We start from the raw sequence: 21,737 nt of genomic DNA on the forward strand, positions 1-21,737 counted from the left end.
GCCTGCGGTGGTGGCTGCGCCCCGGCCGGCCCCGCCGCCACCGGCACCACCGCCGCCGGCACCAGTCGTCCGGCAGACCGCGCGCGACAACAACAGCGAGCCGCCGCCCTGGCTCGACGCACCCTTCGACGACGAACCTTCCGGGGCTTCCGAGCCGATGCCGGAGCCCGACGACATGCCGGCGCCTGCCGCCATCCCGGTGCCGATGGCCGCGCCGGCCGTGCCGGCGTTCGAACGCACCCCGCTCGGCGACCGCTGGAACGAGGTCGTCACGCAGATGGTGCAGGCCAACAGCATCGGCGCGCTGGTGCGCGAACTCGCGCTGCAAGGCCAGTGCGTCGCGATCGCCGAGCAGGGGGCCGAAGCCGTGTGGCGCCTGCGCGTCGAACGCGAGACCTTGCGCGCCGACGTACAGCGCACCAAGCTGCAGGCGGCGCTGGCCGCGCTGCTGGGCCGGCCGGCGCGCATCGACGTCGAGCCCGGCGTGGCGGCCGATTCGCCCGCGTTGCGCGCCGCCGCCGAGCGGGCCCGCCGCCAGGCCGAGGCCGAGCAGATCATCCACAACGACCCGCTGGTGCAGGCGCTGATGCAGCAGTTCAAGACCGCCCGCATCGTGCCCGGCTCGGTCAAACCCCACTGAAACCCGAGGACCCCTCACCATGATGAAGAACCAACTCGCCGGCATGATGAAGCAGGCGCAGCAGATGCAGGAGAACCTGAAGAAGGCCCAGGCGGAACTGGCCAACATCGAGGTCGAGGGCCAGTCCGGCGCCGGGCTGGTGAAGGTCACGATGACCTGCGCGAAAGAGGTCAAGCGCGTCACCATCGACCCGAGCTTGCTGGCCGACGACAAGGACATGCTCGAAGACCTGGTGGCCGCGGCCTTCAACGACGCGACGCGCCGTGCCGACGAGGTGTCGGCCGAGAAGATGGGCAAGCTGACGGCCGGCATGCCGCTGCCGCCCGGCATGAAGTTCCCCTTCTGACCCGTGGCCGAACCCGCGCTCGACGGACTGATCGAAGCCTTGCGGCGCCTGCCCGGTGTCGGGCAGAAGTCCGCGCAGCGCATGGCCTTCCACCTGCTGCAGCACGACCGCGACGGCGCGGCGCGCATCGCCGCATCTCTGCAGCAGGCGGTGGCCAACGTGCGCCACTGCGAGCGCTGCCACACCTTCACCGAAAGCGCGGTCTGCAGCACCTGCTCGGATGACCGGCGCGACGCGCGGCTGCTGTGCGTCGTCGAGACGCCGGCCGACCAGGCGGCGCTCGAGCGCACCGGCAGCTACAAGGGGCTGTATTTCGTGCTGATGGGCAAGCTGAGCCCGCTCGATGGCGTCGGGGCGCGCGACATCGGGCTGGCACAGCTGATCGACCGGGCCACCGATGGCACGGTCGACGAGGTGATCGTCGCGACCAACTTCACCGCCGAGGGCGAGGCCACGGCGCATGTCATCGGCGAGACGCTGAAGTCGCGCGACCTGCGGGTCACGCGGCTGGCGCGCGGGGTGCCGATCGGCAGCGAGCTCGAGTACGTGGACCTGGGCACGATCGCCCACGCGTTGAGCGAGCGGCGCTGACCATCATCATTTCCCGTCCAGGGTGAACGGGGAGAGAGTCAGCGCTTCGCGGTGCGCACAGGCCGCTTGGCCACCACGTGTTTCGCGCGCGTCGCCTTCCCGGCCGTGCGCACGGCCGGCTTGCGCGCCGTCGTCTTGTTGGCCACGAACACGTAGATCGTCTGCCCCGGCTTGAACTCGGCCGCAGCGTGCGTCTTGTTCCACAGCGCTACCTGCGCGGCGCTCACGCGGTAGCGCCGGGCCACCGTGGCCACGCTGTCGCGCTTGCCGGCCTTCAGCGCCACCCGGCGCAGCGGCGGCGTCTCGGACAGCAGCGACATCGTCGCGTTGTCGGCCAGGTGCTCCGAGACGTCCGTCGTGCGGCTCTCGGCGCGCGGCACCAGCAGCGTCGAGCCGGCCTTCACCAGCATGCGCGGCGGGATGTTGTTGACCTCGCGCAGGTCGCCTTCGTCCATGCCGACCAGCTTGGCCGCATCGGCCGCGCGCAGCGTGCGCGGCGCCACCCAGGCCGTCCACGTGGCCAGCGGCCCACGGTGATCGCCGATGTTGCGCACGAACTGGCTCGCGTTGTCGTAGGGCAGCAGCAGCTGGGGCGTGCCGGCGGCCAGGATCACCGGCCGGTTCATCTGCGGGTTCAGCGTCATGAACTCGTCGTGCGACACGCCGGCCAGCCGCACCGCCAGCGCCACGTCGATGTCGCGCTCGATCGGCACGCTGAGGAAGTACGGGTGGTTGTCCAGCGACGGCAGCGCCAGCAGGTAGGTCTCGGGGTGCAGCACGATGTTCTTCACCGCCTGCAGCTTGGGCACGTAGTACGCCGTCTCGTTCGGCATGCGCAGGCTCAGGTAGTCGGTCGGCTTGCCGGCGCGCCGGTTGCGCGCGATCGCCCGCTGCACGTTGCCTTCGCCCCAGTTGTAGGCCGCGAGCGCCAGGTGCCAGTCGCCGAACATGTCGTGCAGGCGGCCGAGGTAGTCGAGCGCGGCACGGGTCGAGTCGAGCACCGAGCGCCGGTCGTCGCGGAACACGTTCTGCTTCAGCGAGAAGGTGCTGCCGGTGGCCGGCATGAACTGCCACATGCCCGAGGCCTTGGCCGACGACACCGCCTGCGGGTTGAACGCGCTCTCGACGAAGGGCAGCAGCGCCAGCTCGGTCGGCATGCCGCGGCGCTCGACCTCCTCGACGATGTGGAACAGGTAGCGGCTGCCGCGCTCGGTCATGCGCTGCACGTAGTCGGGCCGCGATGCATACCAGCGCTCGGCCGAGCGCACCAGCTCGGTGTCGAGGTCGGGCATCGCATAGCCGTGGCGCACGCGCGACCACAGGTCGATGGTGGCGGTAGGCGCGTTCAGGTCGACCTTCTCCTCCGGACGCAACGGGTCGATCGGCGCGGCCACGGCCGGGCCCTCGGCGACCGCGGTGGCTTCGGGTGCGGAGGCTGCCGAGGCCGCCGCCATCGGTGCGCTCGCCGCATCGGCGGGTGCCGACGCGGCAGACGCCACCGCGGGAGCGCCGGCGTCGACGGTCGCACAGGCAGCCAGCACGCTCACCAGGGCCAGCAGGCCCAGGCCGCAGGTGCGTCGCAACAGGTACTTCGGGAGGATCATCGGAACTCGTTCTTCCATTGGCGGAGTGCGGCCAGCACGTCGACTTCGTCGTCGCGCCGGGCGCCATGGGTGGCGGCAGCCGCGGCCACCTCGGGTTGCGCACAGCGCATGAAAGGATTGATGCGGCGCTCCAGGCCGATCGAGCTGGGCAGCGTCGCCCGGCCCTCGGCACGCAGCGCCTCGCAGCGCACACTGTAGTCTCGCAGGTCGCGGTTGCCCGGCTCCACGGCGCGCGCGAACTTCAGGTTGGATAGCGTGTATTCGTGCGCACAGCACACGCGCGTGTCGCCCGGCAGTTCCGCCAGGCGCGACAGCGAGCGGTGCATCTGCGCCGGCGTGCCCTCGAACAGCCGGCCGCAGCCGCCGGAGAACAGCGTGTCGCCGCAGAACAGCAGGGGGGCCTCGGCGTCGCCCGCCGCGTGGAAGTAGGCGATGTGCCCGGCGGTGTGGCCCGGCACGTCGATCACGTCGAAGCGCAGGCCGTTCCACTCGATCGATTCGCCGTCGCGCAGCGGGGTGCAGGGCTGCGGGATCTGCTCGCGCGCCGGGCCGTGGACGGGGCCCTGCAGCCGCGGCCTCAGGGCATCGATGCCGCCGACGTGGTCGCCATGGTGATGGGTCACTAGAATCGCCGACAGCCTCAGGCCCTGGGCGTCCAGCGCTTGCTCCACCGGTGCCGATTCCCCCGGATCGACGACGAGTGCCTGCCGGCCATCGTGAAGCATCCAGATGTAGTTATCGGCGAAGGCTGGCAGGGCAAGCAGTTTCATGACACAAGTCGGCGGGATTATAGGTTTGGCCCAGTGGCTGAAGACCCCCCCGGGCCGCTACCTGCTGGCCTGGGAGCAGGCCCAGCTGGACCGCGCCGTGGCCGACGTGTTCGGCTTCCACGCCGTGCAACTGGGGCTGCCGGAACTCGAGGGCCTGCGGGCCAACCGCATGCCGCACCGCTGGATCGCCCTCGACGCGCAAGGGGAGGTGGTGGAGGCCGATCCGGCGGCCGAAGTTCCGTCGGACAAGCCCGGGCCGGCGCGAGTGGCCGTCGTGCTGCGCTGCGATTTCGATGCGCTGCCCTTCGACACGCAGAGCCTGGACCTGGTGGTGATGCCGCACACGCTGGAGCTGTCGCGCGACCCGCACCTGGCGCTGGGCGAGGTCGACCGCGTGCTGATGCCCGAGGGCCGCGTCGTCATCATCGGCTTCAACCCGACCAGCCTGTGGGGCCTGCGCCAGCGCCTCGGTCGGCTGCTGCGCTACATCGGCATCAGGCGCCATGCGCCGCTGTTCCTGCCGAGTGCCGGCGAGTTCCTCGGCTACTGGCGGCTGCGCGACTGGCTGCGCCTGCTCAGCTTCGAGGTGCAGGGCGGGCGTTTCGGCTGTTATCGTCCACCCCTCAAGACCGACGCGTGGCTGTCGCGCTACGAGTGGACCGAACGCATCGGCGAGCGCTGGTGGCCGGTGCTCGGCAGCGTGTATTCGCTGGTGGCCGTCAAGCGCGTGCGCGGCATGCGCCTGGTGGGCCTGGTGCGCCAGCAGCGCGTGTCGGCCAGCCCGGCCACCGCGGCGGTCAGCCACCGCATCCATTCCTCCAGCGACCCTTCATGACGAGCGACATCACCGCAGCCCCCCTGGTCAAGCGACCGCAGGTCACCATCTACACCGACGGCGCCTGCAAGGGCAACCCGGGCCCCGGCGGCTGGGGCGCGTGGCTGCGCACCGGCGAGCACGAGAAAGAGATGTTCGGCGGCGAGCGCCAGACCACCAACAACCGCATGGAGCTGACGGCGGTGATCGAGGCGCTGGCCTCGCTCAAGCGCACCTGCGACGTGCTGATCTACACCGACAGCGAGTACGTGCGCAAGGGCATCACCGAGTGGATCCACGGCTGGAAGACGCGCGGCTGGAAGACGGCCGACAAGAAGCCGGTGAAGAACGCCGAGCTGTGGCAGCGGCTGGATGGCTTGCGCAACATGCACCACGTGGAGTGGCGCTGGGTGAAGGGGCATGCGGGCGACCCCGGGAATGAGCGGGCAGATCAGCTCGCCAACAAGGGCGTCGAGAGCGTCAGGTAAGGCCGTCGAACGGCAATACCTCGACCACGGTCCCGGCCGCCACGTCGCCCTGCGCATGCGGCAACACGACGAGCCCGTTCGCCTCGCTCATGCTGCGCAACACCCCCGAGCCCTGCGACCCGGTGATCGCCACCTGCCATGCGCCGCCGGCATCGCGCGACACGATGCCGCGCTGGTACTCGGTGCGCCCCGGCCGCTTGCGGATCGTCGTGGTGCAGGCGGCCTGCAGCATCGGCAGCGGCTCGGCCTTCGCGCCCGACATCGCCAGCAGCGCGTCGCGCACGAAGGTGTAGAACGCCACCATCACCGCCACCGGGTTGCCCGGCAGCCCGAACAGCACCGCCTCGCGCCCCCGGCTCGCCAGCCGGCCCAGCGCCATCGGGCGGCCGGGCCGCATCGCGACGCGCCAGAACAGCACCTCGCCCAGCCGCGACACCACGGTGCGCGTGTGATCGGCCTCGCCGACGCTGACGCCGCCCGACGTGATGACCACGTCGGCGTTCTCGGCCGCACGGCGCAGCGAGGCCTCGAGCGCGGCCGGGTCGTCGCGCACGATGCCCAGGTCGAGCACCTCGACATCGAGCCGGCGCAGCATGCCCCACAGCGTGTAGCGGTTGCTGTCGTAGACGCAGCCGGCATCCAGCGGCTCGCCGACCGAGCGCAGCTCGTTGCCGGTCGAGAAGAAGGCCACCCGCAGGCGGCGCCGCACCGGCACCTCGCCGCGCCCCAGCGAGGCCAGCAGCCCCAGGTCGGCCGGACGCAGCCGGCGCCCGGCCTGCAGCGCGATGCTGCCGAGCGCCAGGTCTTCGCCCGCGAGCCGCTTGTTGGCGCCCGGCTTCACCGACCCGGCCGGCACGGTGATGCGGTCGCCGTCGACCTGCACGAATTCTTGCGGCACCACGGTGTCGAGGCCGGGCGGCATCACCGCGCCGGTCATGATGCGCACGCAGTGGCCGGCCGGCGCCTCGTGGCGCAGCGCCTGGCCCGCAAGGCCGGTGCCGGCGACGATGAAGCTGGCGGCCGCGTCGGCACGCAGTTCGTCGCCGCGCAGCGCATAGCCGTCCATCGCCGAGTTGTCGTGCGCCGGCACGTCCAGCGTCGACACGATGTCCTGGGCCAGCACGCGGTCGAGGCTGGCGCGCAGCGACAGGTGCTCGACCGCCTGCACGCGCGGCAGCATGCGGGCGATGAAGGCGCGCGCCACGTCGACCGGCAGGTCGTCGGCGTCGTAGCCTTCCAGCCCGCGGGCCAGTTCGTTCAAGGTGGGCATGGGAGCGAAGGGGTTCAGCGCGCGGGCAAGGCCAGCGACATCAGGTCCTTGTCATGGTACTGGCCCTCGAGCTTGAGCGCGTGCTTCAGCGTGCCGTAGCGCTCGAAACCGGCCCCGGCATACAGCCGCACCGCGCGCCGGTTGGTCGACGTGACCGACAGCGTCAGCAGCTCGATGCCGTCGGCGGCACGCGCCTGCTCGATGCAGGCGTCGAGCAGCGCGCGGCCGACGCCGCGGCCCGAGGCACGCTCGCGCACCATCATGCCGATGATGTGGCCGATGTGGCGCACCTTGGTGCGGTTCTCGCGCTCGCAGCTGATGGCGCCCAGCAGCTGGCCATCGGCCCAGGCGCCGAGCGTGAACTGGCCGCTGCCGGCCGGGCCGGGGCCCAGGCGCGGCGCGTACACGTCGGCCGGCTTGCGCGATTCGGTGGCGGCGTCGGACGTGAAGGCGTCGGGGCAGGCGTGCAGCATCTCGTCGCGCAAGGCCTTGTAGGCCGGCAGGTCGGCCAGCCCGAGGGCGCGGATCACCAGCAGGTCAGGGGCGACGGGGTGGTCGGAGGCGGTCGAGGTCATCGAGCGTGTTCGCATTGGCAAAGGCGTCGGGTTCGTCGAACACCACCTCGACGCGGTGCCGCTGGGCGGTCCATGTCGAGATGCGGCGTTCGCCGGACTGCAGGTACTGCCGCAGGCTGTCCTTCACGCCGGCGTGCATCAGGCAGAAGGTGGGCTGCAGCCGGAGGCTATCACCGTCGCGGGTCGCCGCGACCGCCAATTCGGCGCCGGCCGCTTCCAGCGCATCGGCCAGGCGCGCCACCAGGTCGACCGGGAAATGCGGCGTGTCGCAGGGCACGGTGGCGAGCCACGGGGTCTTGCAATGGTCCAGGCCGGCCAGGAAGCCGGCCAGCGGCCCGGAATAGTCCGGCAGGCCGGGCAGGGCGTCGGGCCACACCGGCACGCCGAGGGCCGCATAGTCGGCCAGGTGGCGGTTGGCGCTGAGCATCGTGCGGCCCACCTGCGGCGCGAGCCGCTGCAGCGCATGCCGGGCCAGCGTGGTGTCGCCGTAGCGCTGCAGTCCCTTGTCCAGCCCTCCCATCCGGCGGCCTTGGCCGCCCGCGAGGACCAGGCCGGTGACCAGCGCCGGGTTCATCCGCCGATGTAGTGCATCTCGACGCGCCGCTCGGCAGCTTGCCCCGGTGCGGCGGGTTGCGCCTGGCTGCGCAGCTCGGAATAGCGGTCGGTGCGCTGGTTCCAGACCAGCCCGATCGCCGCGGCGATCTCCTCGTCGCTGCGCCCGTTGCGCAGCAGGGCGCGCAGGTCGTGGCCGCGGTGCGCGAACAGGCACAGGTAGAGCTTGCCCTCGGTCGACAGCCGGGCGCGGTTGCAGTCGCGGCAGAACGCCTGCGTGACGCTGGAAATCACGCCGATCTCGCCGCCGCCGTCGGCATAGCGCCAGCGCTGCGCGGTCTCGCCGCTTTGCTGCGCGGCCAGCGGCACGAGTTCGAACTCGCGGCCGATGCGCTCGACCACCTCGGCCGACGGCAGCACCTCGTCCATGCGCCAGCCGTTGGTGGCACCGACGTCCATGTACTCGATGAAGCGCAGCACGGCCGGCGTGTGGCGGAAGTGGCGCGCCATCGGCAGGATCTGCTCGTCGTTGGTGCCGCGCTTGACCACCATGTTGACCTTGATCGGGCCCAGGCCCACGCGCTGCGCCGCATCGATGCCGGCCAGCACCTCGGCGACCGGGAAGTCGGCGTCGTTCATGCGCCGGAACACCGTGTCGTCCAGCGCATCCAGGCTCACCGTGACGCGCTGCAGGCCGGCATCCTTCAGCGCCTGCGCCTTGCGTGCGAGCACCGAGCCGTTGGTGGTGAGCGTCAGGTCGAGCGGCGTGCCGTCGGGCGTGCGCAGCCGCGCCAGCATCTCGACCAGGCGTTCGAGGTTCTTGCGCAGCAGCGGCTCGCCGCCGGTCAGGCGGATCTTGCGCACGCCGTGCGCGACGAACTGCGTGGCCAGGCGCGCGATCTCCTCGAAGCTCAGCAGCGAGCTGTGCGGCAGGAAGGTGTAGTCCTTGTCGAAGACGTCCTTCGGCATGCAGTAGCTGCAGCGGAAGTTGCATCGGTCGGTGACCGAGATGCGCAGGTCGTGCAACGGGCGGCCGAGCGTGTCGCTCAACAGGCCGTTCGGTGCCGCCGCGCGCACGGGCACGATCGGCACGCTGGACGCGTAGCGGTGGTCTGCGAGCGGGATGACTTTCTCGGCCATGCGCGGATTGTGCCCGTCCGGTCGCTGTCGGATGGGATCAGGGCGATTGCCGGGTCAGGACTTGACGGCGGCCGGCGCCGGCTTGCGGCGCGTCTTGTGCGAGGCCTTCTTCGCGGCGGGCGCGGCCGCTGCCGGCTCGGCGATGGCCTCGGCCGTCGCTTCTTCGCCCGGCTGCGCGGCCCGGCGTGCGCCGGTGAAGCGCTTGGCCCAGTAGGCGAAGCGCATGTCCTCGACGCGCACCTCGCCGCCCGGCTTGGGCGCGTGGATGAACTTGCCTTCGCCGATGTAGATGCCGACGTGCGAGAAGGTGCGGCGCAGCGTGTTGAAGAACACCAGGTCGCCGGGCTTCAGGTCGTCGCGCTTGACGGCCAGCAGGCCCTTGGCGCGGGCCTGCTCGTCGGCGCGCCGGGGCAGCACGAGGCCCAGGCTGCTTTCGAAGATGTGGCGCGTGAAGCCGCTGCAGTCGAAGCCCGAATCGGCGTCGGTGCCGCCGCGGCGGTAGGGCACGCCCAGGAAGTTCATCGCCGTCAGCACCATGTCGGACGCGGTTTCGCGGACCTGCTGCGTGAAGGTGCCGGGCGCCGGCTCGGCGGGCGGCGCCGCGGCCGGCGTGGCGGCTGCGCCGGCCGGGTCGATCAGGCCCTTGTCGGCCAGCAGCCTCGCGACTGGATCCGACGGGGCGGTGGAGAGGGCAGAGAGCGAGCCGGTGGGCGTCGGCATCTCGGGGGCTGCCAGCGCGGGGCCGCAGGCAAGCACGGCGGTTGCCAGTGCACAGCGGACGACGGACGACTTGGCATACCTCAACATGGCGCGCAGCATAACGGCAGACCTTGTCGTGCGTCAACGCTGAAAGTCCTTTGAAAACCGGCACTTAGCACGTTCTTTTGAGGCTTCTTCTTGGTTTCTCCCGGGTTGTTTCCGAGGTGTTTCTGTGGTGTAAGAGGAGGCAACAGCCAACGCCGCCAGGAGACTCCCCGAATGCAGACCTACAGCGACTTCCACGCCCGCTCGCTGAGCGACCGCGACGGGTTCTGGACCGAACAGGCCCGGCTGATCGACTGGGAGCGGCCGTTCGAGCAGGTCTGCGACTACAGCCACCCGCCGTTCGCGCGCTGGTTCGTCGACGGGCGGACCAACCTGTGCCACAACGCGGTCGACCGCCACCTGGCCGCGCGCGCCGACCAGGACGCGCTGATCTACGTCTCCAGCGAGACCGGCGAGGAGCGCCGCTACAGCTTCCGCGCACTGCATGCCGAGGTGCAGCGCATGGCGGCCATTCTGCTGTCGCTGGGGGTGAAGCAGGGCGACCGCGTGCTGATCTACCTGCCGATGATCCCGGAGGCGGCGTTCGCGATGCTGGCCTGCGCGCGCATCGGCGCGATCCATTCGGTGGTGTTCGGCGGTTTTGCGAGCGTCAGCCTGGCCAGCCGCATCGACGATGCGCAGCCGGTGCTGATCGTCAGTGCCGACGCCGGCAGCCGCGGCGGCAAGGTGGTGGCGTACAAGCCGCTGCTCGACGAGGCCATGCGCCTGGCCGCGCACCCGGTGCCGCGGGTGCTGATGATCGACCGCGGCCTGGCGAGCCTGCAGATGCAGGACGGCCGCGACGCGTCGTACAGCGCGCTGCGCGCGGCGCATTTCGATGCGGTCGTGCCCTGCACCTGGGTGCAGTCCACCGACCCGAGCTACACCCTCTACACCAGCGGCACCACCGGCCGGCCCAAGGGCGTGCAGCGCGACACCGGCGGCTACGCGGTGGCGCTGGCCGCCAGCATGCGGCACATCTACCAGGGGCAGGCCGGCGAAACCTACTTCTGCACCAGCGACATCGGCTGGGTGGTCGGCCACAGCTACATCGTCTACGGGCCGCTGATCGCCGGCATGGCGACGCTGATGTACGAGGGCCTGCCGATCCGCCCGGACGCGGCCATCTGGTGGAGCCTGGTCGAGAAGTACCGCGTCAGCGTGATGTTCAGCTCGCCGACCGCGGTGCGGGTGCTGAAGAAGCACGATCCTGCGAACCTGCGCAAGCACGACCTGTCCAGCCTGCGCGCCCTGTTCCTGGCCGGCGAACCGCTGGACGAACCGACGGCGCACTGGATCGCCGAGGCCTTGGGCAAGCCGGTGATCGACAACTACTGGCAGACGGAGACCGGTTGGCCGATCCTGAGCATCGCCAACGGCGTCGAGCCGGCGGCCGGCAAGTTCGGCAGCCCGGGCGTCGCGATGTACGGCTACGACGTGAAGCTGGTCGACGAGGCCAGCGGCGAGGAACTGGTGCGACCGAACGAGAAGGGCGTGCTGGTCATCGAAGGCCCGCTGCCGCCGGGCTGCATGCAGACGGTGTGGCGCGACGACGCGCGCTTCGTCGAGACCTACTGGAAGACGATCCCCGGCCGGATGGTCTACAGCACCTTCGACTGGGGCGTGCGCGACGCGGACGGCTTCTTCTTCATCCTCGGCCGCACCGACGACGTGATCAACGTGGCCGGCCACCGGCTGGGCACGCGCGAGATCGAGGAGAGCATCTCGGGCCACCCGGCCGTGGCCGAGGTGGCGGTGGTGGGCGTGGCCGATGCGCTGAAGGGGCAGGCGGCGATGGCCTTCGTCGTGCTGCGCGACGCGGGGCAGGCGGGCGACGACGCGTCGCGCCTGCGGCTGGAAGGCGAGGTGATGAAGACGGTGGAGCAGGGCCTGGGCGCGATCGCCCGGCCGTCACGCGTGCACTTCGTCAACGCCTTGCCGAAGACGCGCTCCGGCAAGCTGCTGCGCCGTGCCATCCAGGCGGTTTGCGAGCACCGCGACCCTGGCGATCTGACGACGATCGAGGATCCGACTGCGCTGCAGCAGATCCGCGACCGCCTCTCGTGACTACAGCACCTCGGACGCGAAGTCGGCGAGCCGGGAACGCTCGCCGCGGGCCAGGGTGACATGCCCCGAATGCGGCCAGCCCTTGAACCGGTCGACCGCGAACGTCAGCCCCGAGCTGCCCTCGGTCAGGTAGGGCGTGTCGATCTGCGCCAGGTTGCCCAGGCAGACGATCTTGGTGCCCGGCCCGGCGCGCGTGATCAGCGTCTTCATCTGCTTGGGCGTCAGGTTCTGCGCCTCGTCGATGATGACGAACTTGTTCAGGAAGGTGCGCCCGCGCATGAAGTTCAGGCTCTTGATCTTGATCTTGCTGCGCACCAGGTCGTTGGTGGCCGCGCGGCCCCATTCGCCGGCCGCGCCGTCGGTCTTGGACAGCACCTCGAGGTTGTCGTCCAGCGCACCCATCCACGGCGACATCTTCTCTTCCTCGGTGCCCGGCAGGAAACCGATGTCTTCACCCACCGGCACGGTGACGCGCGTGACGATGATCTCGGTGTAGCGCCGGTCGTCCATCACCTGCGACAGCCCGGCGGCCAGCGTCATCAGGGTCTTGCCGGTGCCTGCCGTGCCGGTCAGCGTGATGAAGTCGCACTCCGGGTCCATCAGCAGGTTGAGCGCGAAGTTCTGCTCGCGGTTGCGCGCCGTCACGCCCCACACCGCGTTCTTCTGGTGGGTGTACTCGCGCAGCGTGCGCAGCACGGCGGTCTTGCCGGTGATCTCGGTGACCTTGGCGTACAGCGGCGCGGCGCCGGGAGCCTCGAGGTAGACGAACTGGTTCACCAGCAGCGCCGGCACCATCGGGCCGCTGATGCGGTAGTAGGTGAGGCCACCCTGGTTCCAGCTTTCCATGGTCTTGCCATGGCGGTCCCAGAAGTCGTTGGGCAGCGCCAGCACGCCGGTGTAGAGCAGGTCGCCGTCGTCCAGCGTCTTGTCGTTGGTGTAGTCCTCGGCGGCCAGGCCCAGTGCCCGCGCCTTGATGCGCATGTTGATGTCCTTGGACACCAGCACCACCTCGCGGCCCTGCTGCTGGTCGCGCAGCGCCTGCACCACGCCCAGGATCTGGTTGTCGGCCTTGCCTTGCGGCAGGCCCTGGGGCAGCGTCACGTTGACCAGCGTGGTCTGGAAGAACAGCTTGCCGCCGGCTTCGCGGTGGCCGGTGGCGGCCAGCGACAGGCCTTCGGCCATGTCGCGGCCCGGCTGCTCGGACAGGCTGCCTGCCAGGGCGTCGAGGTCGCGGCTGACCTGGCGTGCGTTGCGCGCCACTTCCGACATGCCCTTCTTGTGGTCGTCCAGCTCCTCCAGCGTGATCATCGGGAGGTAGACGTCATGTTCCTCGAAGCGGAACAGGCAGGTCGGGTCGTGCATCAGCACGTTGGTGTCGAGCACGAAGAGCTTGGCCGGGCCGGTGCCGCGCGGCTTGCGCGGCTTGGGTTCGGGGGCGCTGCGGCGCGCGACGGCGGGCGGGGCCACCGGGGCGACAGCCTTCGCGACGGCCACCGGCGCGGCCTCATGCGGTGTTTCCAGCAGGTCGAGCACGGCCGGCGAGGCCGGTTCTTCGCTGCGCTGTTTCTGCGTCCGTTTGCCTGGTTTGGGAGCGGCCTGGGATTCGTAGTCGGCGGGGGTCAGGAGGGCGGCACGTTTGGCAGGCGGCTTGGGCAGTGGCATGTGTGTGTTTCAGGTGGCTTTGGGAAATCAAGAAGCAAAAAAGCCGCGCGGTCACCCGAGCGGCTTGTTGGCTGGCAGTCTGGATTCACAACTCACAGGCATGAACCCATTATGCACATCCCCGGTGTCACCTCAACATGACTGACGCCGGCGTGGTATTTCGGCGGCTTTGCCAGATATGTGCGCGTCGGGGGTTCAGGCCTTCTTGAGCCCCTTGACGGCCTTCAGCACCTCGTCGACGTGGCCGGCGACCTTGATGCCGCGCCACTCGGCGCGCAGCACGCCGGCGCCGTCGATCAGGAAGGTGCTGCGCTCGATGCCCTTGACCTTCTTGCCGTACATGATCTTGTTCTTGACGACGCCGAACATGTGGCAGAGCTTTTCTTCGGTGTCGGCGATCAGCTCGAAGGGCAGCTCGAGGTTCTGCTTGAACTTGTCGTGCGAGCTCATGTTGTCGCGCGAAACACCAAAAACCACCGCACCGGCCTTGACGAAATCCTTGTGCCGATCGCGGAACTGCATGGCCTCAGTGGTACAACCGGGCGTGTTGTCCTTCGGGTAGAAATAGAGGACGACGATCTGCCCCGCGAAGGCGGCGGGCGTGAACTTCACGCCACCGGTTGCGAGCGCTTCAAATTCCGGGAGGGGTTTGTTGAGGGCTGGCGTCATGAAGAATTCTGGGGGAGTGGCGCCCCGGAAGGCGTAGCCGTAGATTATAAGGCCACGGCTATTGCTCCCCCAATGGCCATCAGCCTTCGAGCAGCAGCGCGAGCACCGCGCGGCGTCCTTCGGAAACCAGCACGTTGTAGGTGCGGCAGGCGGCGCCGGTGTCCATGGTTTCCATGCCGATGCGGCGTTCGATCAGCGGGCGCATCAGCGCCGCCGGCGGAAAGCGCAACCGGTTGCCGCTGCCGAAGATCACCAGCTCGGGCGACAGCTGCGCGATCGCGCTGAAATGCTCGGCGCTGAGGTCCTCGAAGCGCTCGACTTTCCATTCGACGACCTCGCCCTGCCACGGCACCATGATGCTCTGGCGGTGCACGACGCCATTGACGGACACCGCCCCCGGGATCAGGCCGGAGATGGCGTTGACGCCTTCGATGCGGTCGGGTTGGAGTTTCATGGGCGTGTCGATCAGGCGAATTGTGGTTCCGTGGGCGCCATATCTTGTCACGATGGGGGGATCGAAAAAAGCGATGGGACATTGGGCCCTCGATGACCACTCAGTGCCAACCCGCGGGCCGCGATGACGTGGCGCGAGGCTGGAAAGATCGAGGAAACATCGTGAACCACACGCCGGAGCCTGCGGGCTCGTTCTGCGCGCTCACCGCGGCCTTGCTGGCGTTGCCAGGTGTGCAATCGCTCGGCGGGCCCCTCGACCAGGACCCGCATCGATGCGCCGTGGACGTGGAGGGCGTCGCGTTCGCCGTCGAAGCGGTGGGAGACGCGATCCGGGTCCTTTGCTGTCTCGGCACCGTGCCGTCGGAATGCGCCAGGGAGGCATTGATCCGTCTGCTGGAGGTCAATTTCGTGCTGGCGGCCAGTGCGCAATCGGCAAGGCTCGGCATCGACCCGGCATCGGACCAGGTGGTCTACCTTTTCGATGCGCCCCGCTGGCAGGTCACCGCAGCATCACTCGCAGCGGCGCTGCGGGCCAGTGCGGAACGGGCGCGGCATTGGCAAGCATCGCAGTGGAATGACGAGTCGCCGTGCTCGATCATTGCCGGGTCGGATGCGCTGCTTCGCAAGGCCTGAGGATCACATCTCGCATGCGAGCCCTCATTTGGCGTCGTCTCGGCTGGCAAGGTGCCCAGGAGTTGCCGCCGTTGGCCCAGGATGTCCAGGTCGACGTCGAGCATGCGCTGCAGTCGGGCGGGGTGGACGCTGCGTCCGATACGCAGAGGGCATCCAGCGCGTTGGAGAACGCCGCGGGCCAGCTCGTCGATCCTGAGGTGCGCGTGCGGGCACGGGTTGCTCGCGAGAAGTCGTGCGTGGCGATTCACCGTGCCATCGAGTTGTTGCTGGAGGCGCATGCCGGCGTCGCCGTGGACGATCTGGCACGACACTATGTCGAATCGGTCCTGGCCAAGGAAGAGTTCGGCGTGGATGCCGTCGAGCCATTCCTGCTGGCGCTGGATCGAGCGGTGACCGGGCTCGAGCATGCCGGAGGGGACAGCTACGACCTCGCGCAGCATGCGCGCGCGCATCTTCAAACCATCATTGATGCCGGCGATGCGGCGGAGAACGTCGACAGGGTGTACGCCGTTGCCGCCGCGACGGTCCAGGGTGACAGCGGTGACTGGCCCTGCACCGAAGCGGAAACTCGCCAGTTGATGAAGCTGGCAACGCGCCATGCGAAACGCGGCGAGTTCAAACAACTGGAGCCTCTGCTCCAGCGAATCGTGGCAGCACATCGAGATGCCGGCGTTGCGGCCCTGGCGCAGTGGGTGCAAAGACAGTTGGTGACCTGTCAGCTCAACGGCGATACCGGCGATCAACCCGAGTTGAAGGTGCTCGGCGCTCTGCTGAGCAAGGTCAGGATGCAGGGCGTCCTGCAGAAACTCTACCCGGCGACGGAAAGCGACACGTCCTCCGAAGAGCCCGGCGCGGAGGCCACGCCGTCGGCGTTCCCGGCCTTGCCTGTGGTTCCTCCGGCGACCAGCTGGGGTGAGTACCTGCCGCTCGGGTTCAGGTTGCTTCTCGCCATGGCCCAGGAGGGTGGGCCTTATCTGGCCGGGCGCGCAGCGGGCGCAGTGGCAACGACTCAGCTCGTCCAGGCGTTGTTCGAAGCAGGTGGCGACGCCACGACGCCAGCCATCGTCCTCTATGGGATGACATCGGTGCTGGCGTTGTTCAACGAGTTCTACTTCGACGCCAGGTTGCGCAACAGGCAGCGATCCGAGATGCCGCATCGGCCGACGTTCATGCCGCTGCGAAAACCGCCTGAGTTGCGATCGGTACGCTTCATCAAGGCTTTCACGCTGGCATCGACACTCTTGGTGCCACCGGCGTTCTTTCTCTTCGGTGTCGCCATCCATGGCAGCGCCGATGGAGCCGGCTTGACGCAGGCCAACGCGACAGTGGGGGCCAACACGACCGATTGCGAGTACCACTTGCCCGTGGACGGCACGCTGGTTGCGTACGCAGCCAGTTGGGCCCTCGCGCCGCTGCAGCTCTTCCTGACCGGCGATCTGGCGCGATTGGGACGTGAGGCTGCCCAACGGGCGTTGCAGAGTCCTGCGACGTCGCCGATCACCTTGGTCTACAAGTTGCCCAACGGGGAGATCCACAAGCTGAGCGACAACGATGTCTTTCGCCTCTACCTCTTGCGCGACTCCAAGTACGTGGGCGCATCCGTTGGCTTCAACTTCGGGTTGAAGTATGCGTTGCCGTCCTTGCATGCGGCGTTCGACAAGGCGCTGTGCTACGCAAGGGCATTGCTGGGGGTTGACTTGGCCAACCCGCTGGGTGGCGCCTTGACGGAGGCGCTCGACGCGGTGATCCCGGCGGTGGCGATGCTGCTGGTGGCACGGTTCCCCGAGGCCTTCGGCCTCGATCCGCAACTCGCCCCCTACGTGACGGCCGTCTACAGTGAACAGAAGGGGCCGTTCCAGGACTGCATGGCCACCTTGCACGACATCGAGCTCGGAACATCGACGCGGTGGTGGACCCAGCGAACCGCCTCGGATGTTCCAGCCTCCCTGGCCTGGATGGCCCGGGAATTGGGCTCCGAAAGCATGGCGAAGGTGATGGAGTTCGTCGGGGCAGTGATGAACGGCGTGGTCGGCGCGCGTCGCGGCAACTGGGGCGCCTACTTGAAGGACCCTCACGGCACGCCAATACCGCGCGGACTCGGGAGCTTCGTGGCGTCGCCTCGCCGTCCGTGGGAAAGAGGGGCCCAGACGGTCCGGGTRCTGAAGCTCATGGAAAGTGCCCTTGAGCAGGGGCTGTACGACACGCCGGTCTAGCCGGAGGCCGTCCTCTGCGGCCAACCACCTGAGGCGCCGGCATGGCCTGCCGCGGTCGTTGGCGTACAGGCGTGTGCGAAAATTTGCCTCCCGCCCCCGCCTCGGAGCCCCCGTTGAAACCCATCGCCAAGTCCAGCAAGCTCGCCAGCGTCTGCTACGACATCCGCGGGCCCGTGCTCGAGAAGGCCCGGCAGATGGAGGAAGAGGGCCAGAAGATCATCAAGCTGAACATCGGCAACCTGGCGGTGTTCGGCCTCGAGCCGCCGGACGAGATCGTGCAGGACATGATCCGCAACCTGCCGCATTCGGCCGGCTACACCGATTCGAAGGGCTTGTTCGCGCCGCGCAAGGCGGTCGTGCACTACACGCAGGAGAAGAACGTCGCCGGTGTCACCGTCGACGACGTCTACCTCGGCAACGGCGCGTCCGAGCTCATCGCGATGAGCATGAACGCGCTGCTCAACGACGGCGACGAGGTGCTGGTGCCCGCGCCCGACTACCCGCTGTGGACCGCCTCGGTCGCGCTGTCCGGCGGCACCGCGGTGCACTACGTCTGCGACGAGCAGAGCGACTGGTACCCCGACATCGCCGACATCAAGGCCAAGATCACGCCGAACACCAAGGCCATCGTCGTCATCAACCCGAACAACCCGACCGGCGCGCTGTACCCCGACAGCCTGCTGCGCGAGATCGTCGACGTCGCCCGCCAGCACCAGCTGATCGTCTTCGCCGACGAGATCTACGACAAGACGCTGTACGACGGCAACACCCACACCAGCATCGCGTCGCTCGCGACCGACGTGCTGTTCGTCACCTTCAATGGCCTGAGCAAGAACTACCGCTCCTGCGGCTACCGCGCCGGCTGGATGGTCGTCTCCGGCGAGAAGCGCCATGCGCGCGACTACATCGAGGGGCTGAACATGCTGGCGTCGATGCGGCTGTGCTCGAACACGCCGGGGCAACTGGCGATCCAGACCGCGCTCGGCGGCTACCAGAGCATCAAGGACCTGGTCGCCCCCGGCGGCCGGCTGTGCCGCCAGCGCGACCTGGCGCACTCGCTGCTCACGCAGATCCCCGGCGTCAGCTGCGTCAAGCCGAAGGCGGCGCTGTACATGTTCCCGCGCCTGGACCCCAAGCTGTACCCGATCGCCGACGACCAGCAGTTCGCCTACGACCTGCTGGCCGACGAGAAGGTGCTGATCGTGCAGGGCACCGGCTTCAACTGGCTGCACCCCGATCACTTCCGGCTGGTCTTCCTGCCCAATTCGGACGACCTGGCCGATGCCATCGGCCGCATCGCGCGCTTCCTCGATCACTACCGCAAGCGTCACTCTCACTAACTCGGCTACTCACCATGACAACACGCAGTGTTGCGGTGGAGGCTCATGTCGCGCAGCGACGTGATGCCGAAACCAAACCCATCCAAGTCGGCTTGCTCGGCCTCGGTACCGTCGGGAGCGGTACCTTCAATGTGTTGCAGCGCAACCAGGAGGAAATTCGGCGTCGTGCCGGCCGCAGCATCCAGATCACGATGGTGGCGGCGCGCAATGTCGAACGCGCGAAGGGCATCGTCGGCGACAGCGCCCGCGTGGTGGCCGATGCGCGCGAGGTCATCGCCAACCCGGCGATCGACATCGTGGTCGAGCTGATCGGCGGCTACGACGTCGCCAAGACGCTGGTGATGGAAGCCATCGCCGCCGGCAAGCACGTGGTCACGGCCAACAAGGCGCTGCTCGCGGTGCACGGCACCGAGATCTTCGCGGCTGCCCATGCCAAGGGCGTGATGGTGGCCTTCGAGGCCGCGGTGGCCGGCGGCATCCCGATCATCAAGTCGCTGCGCGAGGGCCTGTCGGCCAACCGCATCGAATGGATCGCCGGCATCATCAACGGCACCACCAATTTCATCCTGTCCGAGATGCGCGACAAGGGCCTCGACTTCGACGTCGTGCTGAAGGAAGCCCAGCGCCTGGGCTATGCCGAGGCCGACCCGACCTTCGACATCGAAGGCGTCGACGCGGCCCACAAGCTGACCATCATGAGCGCGATCGCCTTCGGCATCCCGGTGCAGTTCGCGCGCGCCTACGTCGAGGGCATCACGAAGCTGCAGGCGGCCGACATCACCTATGCCGAGCAGCTGGGCTACCGCATCAAGCTGCTGGGCATCACGAAGCGGCGCGACGACCTGGGCGGCCACGGCGGCATCGAGCTGCGCGTGCACCCGACGCTGGTGCCGGCCAAGCGGCTGATCGCCAACGTCGAAGGCGCGATGAACGCCGTCGTCGTGCACGGCGATGCGGTCGGCACGACGCTGTCGTACGGCAAGGGCGCCGGCTCCGAGCCCACCGCGTCGGCGGTGGTGGCCGACCTGGTCGACATCACCCGGCTGCACACCGCCGACCCCGACCACCGCGTGCCGCACCTGGCCTTCCAGCCGAACCAGCTGGCCGACACGCCCATCCTCGGCATGGAGCAGGTCGTCACCTCGTTCTACCTGCGGCTGCAGGTGGCCGACCAGGCTGGCGTGCTGGCGCGCATCACCGGCATCCTGGCCGAGCACGGCATCTCGATCGACGCGCTGCTGCAGCGCGAATCGGCCGAGGGCGAGGCCCACACCGACGTCATCATCCTGACCCACGACACCGTCGAGGGCGAGATGAACAAGGCGCTGGCGCAGATGCAGGCGCTGGCCACGGTGCTGGCACCGATCGTGCGCATCCGCAAGGAAGAGCTGTCGTGAAGTACATCAGCACCCGCGGAGATCAAACGCAGCGCGGCTTCTCCGACATCCTGCTCGAAGGCCTGGCCCCCGACGGCGGCCTGTACCTGCCCACGCACTACCCGCAGGTCGACGCGGCCACGCTCTCGCGCTGGCGCGAGCTGCCGTACCACGCGCTGGCCTTCGAGATCCTGTCGCTCTACATCGACGACATCCCGGCCGACGACCTGCGCGCGCTGACCGCGAAGACGTACACGAAGGCGGTGTTCGGCACCGAGCAGATCGTGCCGCTGACGGCGCTGCGCCCCGGCCTGTACCTCGAGGGCCTGTCGAACGGCCCGACGCTCGCCTTCAAGGACATGGCGATGCAGCTGCTGGGCAACCTGTTCGAGTACGAACTGGGCCGCCGCGGCGAGACGCTGAACATCCTCGGCGCCACCTCGGGCGACACCGGCAGCGCGGCCGAGTACGCGATGCGCGGGAAGAAGGGCGTCAACGTCTTCATGCTCAGCCCGCACGGTCGCATGAGCCCGTTCCAGCAGGCGCAGATGTTCAGCCTGCAGGACCCGAACATCCACAACATCGCGATCGAGGGCGTGTTCGACGACTGCCAGGACATCGTCAAGGCGGTCTCCAACGACCTGCCGTTCAAGCGCCGCCACAAGATCGGCACGGTCAACTCGATCAACTGGGCGCGGCTGCTGGCGCAGGTGGTGTACTACTTCGCCGGCTATTTCCAGGCGACCCGGGAGGGTGCCGAACAGGTCAGCTTCGCGGTGCCGTCCGGCAACTTCGGCAACATCTGCGCCGGCCACGTCGCACGCTCGATGGGCCTGCCGATCCGGCAGCTGGTGCTGGCCACCAACGAGAACCGGGTGCTCGACGAGTTCTTCCGCAGCGGCACCTACCGCGTGCGCTCGGGCAGCGAGACCTTCGAGACCTCGAGCCCGTCGATGGACATCTCCAAGGCCTCGAACTTCGAGCGCTTCGTGTTCGACCTGCTGGGCCGCGACGGCGCCCGCACGCTGTCGCTGTTCAAGACGGCGCTCGAGCAGCAGGGCCGCTTCTCGATCACGCCCGACGAGTTCAAGCGCATCGCCGGCCACGGTTTCGTGTCGGGCCACAGCACGCACGCCGACCGCATCGCGACCATCCGGCTCGCCTTCGAACGCTTCGGCACGATGATCGACACCCACACCGCCGACGGGCTGAAGGTGGCGCTCGAACACCTCGACCCGGCGGTGCCGATGATCGTGCTCGAGACCGCGCTGCCGGCCAAGTTCGCCGAGACCATCGTCGAGGCGCTGGGTCGCGAGCCCGGCCGTCCCGCCGGCCTGGAAGGCATCGAGGCGCTGCCCAAGCGCTTCCAGGTGATGCCGGTCGACGCCGAGGCGGTGAAGCGCTTCATCGCCGAACCATCGTGAAGGTCATCGGTTTCAGCGGCTATTCGGGCGCCGGCAAGACCACGCTGCTGGAGCAGCTGATCCCGCAGCTGCGCGCGGCCGGGCTGCGCGTGTCGGTGGTCAAGCACGCGCACCACGATTTCGACATCGACCAGCCGGGCAAGGATTCGTACCGGCACCGCCAGGCGGGCGCCTTCGAGATCGTGATCGCCTCCGACCGGCGCCTCGCCAAGATCCGCGAGTACGAGCAGCTGGCCGAGCCGACGGTGCACCAGCTGATCGCCGAGCTGGTCGACTGCGACTGSGTGCTGGTCGAGGGCTTCAAGC

General features: G+C 68.8%; 22 protein-coding genes. 12 read left to right on the top strand and 10 right to left on the bottom strand.

Features of this window, described 5'->3' with window-relative positions; genetic code table 11:
• The 3 genes from AC1DYN_RS25905 to recR form a co-directional block, all read left to right on the top strand.
• The coding region (locus AC1DYN_RS25905; protein ID WP_477964461.1) for a DNA polymerase III subunit gamma/tau C-terminal domain-containing protein at window positions 1-640 on the top strand (640 nt) is incomplete at its 5' end.
• Between the two features lie 19 nt (window positions 641-659).
• Entirely contained in the window at window positions 660-986 is a 327-nt protein-coding gene (locus tag AC1DYN_RS25910; protein ID WP_477964463.1) for a YbaB/EbfC family nucleoid-associated protein, read from the top strand.
• A 3-nt stretch (window positions 987-989) separates the two neighbouring features.
• Window positions 990-1,577 carry a recombination mediator RecR gene (gene recR / locus AC1DYN_RS25915; protein ID WP_477964465.1) on the top strand — a complete coding sequence of 196 codons (588 nt, stop codon included), beginning with the start codon at window positions 990-992 and terminating at the stop codon, window positions 1,575-1,577.
• Between the two features lie 38 nt (window positions 1,578-1,615).
• Here the strand turns inward: recR and AC1DYN_RS25920 are convergent, their stop codons facing one another.
• A complete protein-coding gene (locus AC1DYN_RS25920) occupies window positions 1,616-3,181 on the bottom strand; it encodes a transglycosylase SLT domain-containing protein (RefSeq protein WP_477964467.1) in 1,566 nt (521 codons plus the stop codon).
• Window positions 3,178-3,951: a hydroxyacylglutathione hydrolase gene (gene gloB, locus AC1DYN_RS25925; RefSeq protein ID WP_477964469.1), complete on the bottom strand. Its 774-nt coding sequence runs from the start codon at window positions 3,949-3,951 to the stop codon at window positions 3,178-3,180. The genes AC1DYN_RS25920 and gloB overlap by 4 nt, the downstream gene beginning before the upstream one ends.
• Here gloB and AC1DYN_RS25930 point away from each other — a divergent pair.
• Window positions 3,950-4,786 carry a class I SAM-dependent methyltransferase gene (locus AC1DYN_RS25930; protein WP_477964471.1) on the top strand — a complete coding sequence of 279 codons (837 nt, stop codon included), beginning with the start codon at window positions 3,950-3,952 and terminating at the stop codon, window positions 4,784-4,786. The genes gloB and AC1DYN_RS25930 overlap by 2 nt on opposite strands.
• Window positions 4,783-5,253: a ribonuclease HI gene (gene rnhA, locus AC1DYN_RS25935; protein WP_477964473.1), complete on the top strand. Its 471-nt coding sequence runs from the start codon at window positions 4,783-4,785 to the stop codon at window positions 5,251-5,253. Before AC1DYN_RS25930 ends, rnhA begins: the two co-directional genes overlap by 4 nt.
• On the opposite strand, the gene moeA is transcribed toward rnhA, so the two are convergent.
• The 5 genes from moeA to AC1DYN_RS25960 are packed head-to-tail and all read right to left on the bottom strand — an operon-like array spanning window position 5,246 to window position 9,510.
• Window positions 5,246-6,523: a molybdopterin molybdotransferase MoeA gene (gene moeA / locus AC1DYN_RS25940; protein WP_477964475.1), complete on the bottom strand. Its 1,278-nt coding sequence runs from the start codon at window positions 6,521-6,523 to the stop codon at window positions 5,246-5,248. The genes rnhA and moeA overlap by 8 nt on opposite strands.
• Window positions 6,524-6,537: 14 nt before the next feature.
• The gene (locus tag AC1DYN_RS25945; protein ID WP_477964477.1) at window positions 6,538-7,098 is read right to left on the bottom strand and encodes a GNAT family N-acetyltransferase; all 561 of its coding nucleotides are present in this window, start codon (window positions 7,096-7,098) and stop codon (window positions 6,538-6,540) included.
• Complete coding sequence (gene mobA / locus AC1DYN_RS25950) at window positions 7,061-7,672, bottom strand: molybdenum cofactor guanylyltransferase MobA (protein ID WP_477964479.1); 612 nt, start codon at window positions 7,670-7,672, stop codon at window positions 7,061-7,063. Before mobA ends, AC1DYN_RS25945 begins: the two co-directional genes overlap by 38 nt.
• Window positions 7,669-8,790 carry a GTP 3',8-cyclase MoaA gene (moaA, locus tag AC1DYN_RS25955; protein WP_477964481.1) on the bottom strand — a complete coding sequence of 374 codons (1,122 nt, stop codon included), beginning with the start codon at window positions 8,788-8,790 and terminating at the stop codon, window positions 7,669-7,671. The genes mobA and moaA overlap by 4 nt, the downstream gene beginning before the upstream one ends.
• A 54-nt stretch (window positions 8,791-8,844) precedes the next feature.
• Complete coding sequence (locus AC1DYN_RS25960) at window positions 8,845-9,510, bottom strand: C40 family peptidase (RefSeq protein ID WP_477964483.1); 666 nt, start codon at window positions 9,508-9,510, stop codon at window positions 8,845-8,847.
• A gap of 192 nt (window positions 9,511-9,702) precedes the next feature.
• On the opposite strand from AC1DYN_RS25960, the gene AC1DYN_RS25965 reads away from it, so the two are divergent.
• Complete coding sequence (locus AC1DYN_RS25965; RefSeq protein ID WP_477964502.1) at window positions 9,703-11,661, top strand: propionate--CoA ligase; 1,959 nt, start codon at window positions 9,703-9,705, stop codon at window positions 11,659-11,661.
• On the opposite strand, the gene AC1DYN_RS25970 is transcribed toward AC1DYN_RS25965, so the two are convergent.
• From AC1DYN_RS25970 to AC1DYN_RS25980, 3 genes are all read right to left on the bottom strand, one after another.
• A complete protein-coding gene (locus AC1DYN_RS25970) occupies window positions 11,662-13,323 on the bottom strand; it encodes a PhoH family protein (protein WP_477964485.1) in 1,662 nt (553 codons plus the stop codon).
• Between the two features lie 195 nt (window positions 13,324-13,518).
• The gene (locus AC1DYN_RS25975) at window positions 13,519-13,992 is read right to left on the bottom strand and encodes a peroxiredoxin (protein WP_477964487.1); all 474 of its coding nucleotides are present in this window, start codon (window positions 13,990-13,992) and stop codon (window positions 13,519-13,521) included.
• A 79-nt stretch (window positions 13,993-14,071) separates the two neighbouring features.
• Entirely contained in the window at window positions 14,072-14,446 is a 375-nt protein-coding gene (locus tag AC1DYN_RS25980; protein ID WP_477964489.1) for an Mth938-like domain-containing protein, read from the bottom strand.
• A 161-nt stretch (window positions 14,447-14,607) separates the two neighbouring features.
• On the opposite strand from AC1DYN_RS25980, the gene AC1DYN_RS25985 reads away from it, so the two are divergent.
• The 6 genes from AC1DYN_RS25985 to mobB form a co-directional block, all read left to right on the top strand.
• Window positions 14,608-15,078 (top strand): CesT family type III secretion system chaperone, encoded by a 471-nt coding sequence (locus AC1DYN_RS25985; RefSeq protein ID WP_477964491.1) that lies wholly within the window; start codon window positions 14,608-14,610, stop codon window positions 15,076-15,078.
• Window positions 15,079-15,092: 14 nt separating this feature from the next.
• A complete protein-coding gene (locus AC1DYN_RS25990; protein ID WP_477964492.1) occupies window positions 15,093-17,291 on the top strand; it encodes a hypothetical protein in 2,199 nt (732 codons plus the stop codon).
• Window positions 17,292-17,404: 113 nt separating this feature from the next.
• Window positions 17,405-18,631: a pyridoxal phosphate-dependent aminotransferase gene (locus AC1DYN_RS25995; protein ID WP_477964494.1), complete on the top strand. Its 1,227-nt coding sequence runs from the start codon at window positions 17,405-17,407 to the stop codon at window positions 18,629-18,631.
• A gap of 14 nt (window positions 18,632-18,645) precedes the next feature.
• Window positions 18,646-20,028: a homoserine dehydrogenase gene (locus AC1DYN_RS26000; RefSeq protein WP_477964496.1), complete on the top strand. Its 1,383-nt coding sequence runs from the start codon at window positions 18,646-18,648 to the stop codon at window positions 20,026-20,028.
• Complete coding sequence (gene thrC / locus AC1DYN_RS26005; RefSeq protein WP_477964498.1) at window positions 20,025-21,431, top strand: threonine synthase; 1,407 nt, start codon at window positions 20,025-20,027, stop codon at window positions 21,429-21,431. Before AC1DYN_RS26000 ends, thrC begins: the two co-directional genes overlap by 4 nt.
• Window positions 21,428-21,737, top strand: a 310-nt coding sequence (gene mobB, locus AC1DYN_RS26010; protein ID WP_477964500.1) for a molybdopterin-guanine dinucleotide biosynthesis protein B, incomplete at its 3' end; no start/stop codon positions are given. The genes thrC and mobB, both read left to right, overlap by 4 nt.

This window comes from Rhizobacter sp. P2_D12, from assembly GCF_056404395.1.